The organism is Stenotrophomonas sp. P5_A8 (genome assembly GCF_056400545.1).
In genome coordinates this window covers 1-3,533 of sequence record NZ_JBFULB010000487.1, presented here as the reverse complement: position 1 = coordinate 3,533, position 3,533 = coordinate 1, and the positions used below count along the sequence as shown (strand labels likewise).

The following is a 3,533-nucleotide window of genomic DNA, read 5'->3' as shown; positions in this document are numbered from 1 at the left end:
ACCCCGCAGGCCGTGCTGGAGATCCGCCGCATCCTGCGCGAGGACCTCAAGGACGTCGGGCACTGAGGCAGCACCGTCGCGTCGGCGATCAGATCCGCCGCGCGACCAGCACGCCCAGCACCGCCAGCATCAGCATGATTACGTACGTGAGCAGGTAGCCGACCACCACGTTGCCCTGCAGGAACAGCGCGAACAGCGAGCCGGACACCGCCAGCGTGGTGGCCACGGCCAGGGCCTCGCTCAACTGCAGGGCCGAGGTGTTGGCGCCCTGCTGCGCGGGCGGTGACAACGACAGGGTCAGCACCGACAGGCTCGGGTAGATCATGCCCATGCCCAGCCCGGTGATGCTCCACCCGGCCAGCGCGCACCACAGCGGCACCGCCGGTTGCAGGGCCAGCGCGGTGACCACGATGCCCACGCTCATCAGCAGTGCGCCGCCGGTCAGCAGTTGGCGGCGCGACCAGCCGCGGCGTTGATGACCCTGCATCCACGACCCGCTGAACCAGCCCAGCGCGCCCAGGCTCAACGCCACCCCTGCAAACAAGGGACTCAGCCCGCGTTCGCGCTGCAGCAACAACGGCAGGAACGCCTCGCAGCCGAAGAAGGCCGACGCGGCGATGCCACGCAGTGCGATCACGCTGGGCAGGCCACGGCGCAGCCGCAGCGTGCCGGCCGGCAGCAGCTTCCAACTGCACAACGCCAGCAACGCGATCGCTGGCAGCAGCATCGACACCGCTGCCCAGCCGCGCTGCTGGCCGCCGACGTACAGCAGCAGCGCGCCGGCCGAGGCACCGATCGCCCAGCGCACCACCGTGCGGTTGCCCTTTGCCGCCCCGGCCGGGGCGAGGTTGCGCAGGGCAGGGCGCAGCAGCAGGGCGGCGGGAATGGCCAGCAGCGGCACGATCAGGAACACCCAGCGCCAGCCCAGGTGCTGCACGATCAGCCCGCTGATGCCCGGGCCGATCAGCGAGGGCACCACCCAGCCGGCTGAAAACGCGGCGAACACGCGCGGCCGCATCGGCTCGGGGAAGGTCCGCCCGACCAGCACATACAGCGCCACCGAGATCGCCCCTGCGCCCAGCCCCTGCAGCAACCTTCCCAGCACCAGCACCGGCATGTGCTGGGCCAGCCCGGCCACCAGCAGGCCGGCGATGAAGCTGGCCAGGCCCAGCCACAACGGTCGCGCCGGCCCCTGCTGATCGCTCCAGCGCCCGGCCAGGGTCATGCCGATCACGCTGGTGGCCAGGGTGCCGCCGAACGCCAGGGCATACAGCGGCAGTCCGTCCAGCGCCTGGGCAACGGTCGGCATCGCCGCGGCCACTGCCAGCGCCTCGAAAGCGTGCAGCGACACCAGCGCGACCGTGCCGATGGTGGTGGCGCGATAGGCCGGCGACAGAATCGAGGGGATCGGGGTCTCCACCGCCGGGAGGGCGACGGGTGGGGGTGCGGCATCAACGGACATGCGGATTCCAGACATCGGGGGAAGGACCGGACTTGTAGTGCATCCCGGCGGCGCGCAGGATGCCACCTGAACCAAGGTTGAGGTCAAGCAGTGATCGCGCAGGAACTGAGTGTAGGGGAAGTGGCCAAACGGAGCGGCGTGGCCGTCTCGGCGTTGCATTTCTATGAGCGCAAAGGGCTTATCCGCAGCCTGCGCACGGCCGGCAACCAGCGCCGTTTCGCGCGCGACGTGTTGCGCCGGCTGGCGGTGATCCGCGTCGCCCAGCGCGTTGGCATGCCGTTGGAGGCGGTGGCGACCGCGTTTGCGGCGCTGCCGGAGAACAAGACCCCGACCAAGGCCGAGTGGGCCCGGATGTCGGCGTTGTGGCGCAGCGAACTGGACCAGCGCATCGCGCAACTGCTGCTGCTGCGCGACCAGCTCACCGATTGCATCGGCTGCGGCTGCCTGTCGTTGAAACGCTGTCGCCTGACCAATCCCGAGGACGCACTGGCCACTACCGGTCCCGGTATGGCAGGGCATCGAGGTACCCGGCATGTGGGAGGTAGTGCCGGCCGCTGGCCGGCACCGCCCTCACCACACGGTGAACACCTGCCCGCTCTGCACGCCTTCCACGCTGCGCTGGTAGGCCAGCGACGCGCGATGGGCGGTCACCGGTTCGAAGCCGGGGAAGTAGGCGCCGTAATCGTCCATCGATTCGACCAGCACGTTCGGGCTTACCACGTTGATGCGCAGCCCACGCGGCAGCAGTTCGCAGGCCGCGCCGCGCACGAAACCCTCCAGCGCCGCATTGACCGAGGTGGCATTGGCGCCGTCGCGGATCGGCTGCGCGCTGACGATGCCGCTGGTCAGGGTGATTGAACCGCCCGGGTTCAGATGGTGCTGGGCGACCAGGCTCAGCCGGACCTGGCCGAGCAGCTTGTCCTGCAGGCCCAGGTTGAACTGCGTCGGGCTCATCCCGGCCAGCGGGCCGAAATGCAGGCGTCCGGTGGTGGCGATCACCGCATCGACGTTCCCGATCTGCTGGAACAGCGCCTGCACGCTGGCATCGTCGGTCAGGTCGACCTGCGCATCGCCCCCGTGACGGCCGGCGCGGATCAGCTGGTGATGATGGCCCAGCGTGGCGGCTACGGCCTGGCCAAGGGTGCCGCTGGCGCCAACGAGAAGGATCTTCATGGGAGGGGCTTCCGAAAGGTGTGCAGGCAGTCTGCGCCTGGATCGCCGGTTAGGTAACGGGCGTATGCTTTGTAGATTGCAAACCCGTGGTTACCAATGGACACCTTGCGCTGCATGCAGGCCTTTGTCGCCGTGGTCGAACACGGCAGCTTCAATGCCGCCGCCGCGCACATGGCGGTGTCCTCGGTGATGGTCGGCAAGTACATCCAGCAGCTGGAAGCCCACCTCGGGGTGCGCCTGCTGCAGCGGAACACCCGCCGCCAAAGCCTCACCGATGCCGGCCGTAACTATCTGGCCGGCTGCCGCACCGTGCTGGAACAGGTGCAGCAGGCCGAGGCCAGCGTCGAAGGGCTGCAGGCGCAGCCGCAGGGCGTGCTGCGGATCAGCGCACCGGTCACCTGGGGCAGCTGCGTGCTGGCCCCGCTGGTGGCGCAGTACCTGGCCGCCTACCCGCAGGTGACCGTGGGGCTGGACTTGAGCAACCGGCGCGTGGACCTGATCGAAGAACAGTTCGATGCGGTGGTGCGCATGGGCCAGATCGGCTCGGCCGAATGGGTGGCGCGACCGTTACCGCCGTATGCCATGCAGATCTGCGCGGCGCCGTCCTACCTGCAGCGCAAGGGCCTTCCCCAACACCCGGCGGACCTGCGCGATCATGATTGCCTGACCCACCTGGCCTGGCGTGGTGGCCATGGTTGGCGCCTGCGCGGGCATCCCGAGCAGGACTGGTCGGCGCAGTCGCGCCTGCTCTGCAACGACGGCGACGGCCTGCGCCGCGCCGCCCTGGCCGGTGCGGGATTGATCCTGCAACYGGCAGTGTTGCTTGCCGAGGACATCGCCGCCGGGCGCCTGCAACCGGTGCTGGCCGACTACCTGCCCGAGCCGCGCCCGCTGCACC

At 69.5% G+C, this 3,533-nt stretch carries 3 protein-coding genes and 1 pseudogene; 2 read left to right on the top strand and 2 right to left on the bottom strand.

Going from position 1 to position 3,533, the window contains the following annotated elements; genetic code table 11:
* Positions 1–88: 88 nt before the first annotated feature.
* Positions 89–1,462 (bottom strand): MFS transporter, encoded by a 1,374-nt coding sequence (locus AC1DQP_RS19935; RefSeq protein ID WP_478052356.1) that lies wholly within the window; start codon positions 1,460–1,462, stop codon positions 89–91.
* A 93-nt stretch (positions 1,463–1,555) separates the two neighbouring features.
* Here AC1DQP_RS19935 and soxR point away from each other — a divergent pair.
* Positions 1,556–2,005 (top strand): annotated as a pseudogene (gene soxR, locus AC1DQP_RS19930) (redox-sensitive transcriptional activator SoxR); the annotation flags it as partial.
* Between the two features lie 27 nt (positions 2,006–2,032).
* Here the strand turns inward: soxR and AC1DQP_RS19925 are convergent.
* Positions 2,033–2,635: a short chain dehydrogenase gene (locus AC1DQP_RS19925; protein ID WP_457320243.1), complete on the bottom strand. Its 603-nt coding sequence runs from the start codon at positions 2,633–2,635 to the stop codon at positions 2,033–2,035.
* A gap of 96 nt (positions 2,636–2,731) precedes the next feature.
* On the opposite strand from AC1DQP_RS19925, the gene AC1DQP_RS19920 reads away from it, so the two are divergent.
* A partial coding sequence (locus AC1DQP_RS19920) for a LysR substrate-binding domain-containing protein (RefSeq protein WP_478052355.1) occupies positions 2,732–3,533 on the top strand: 802 nt, incomplete at its 3' end.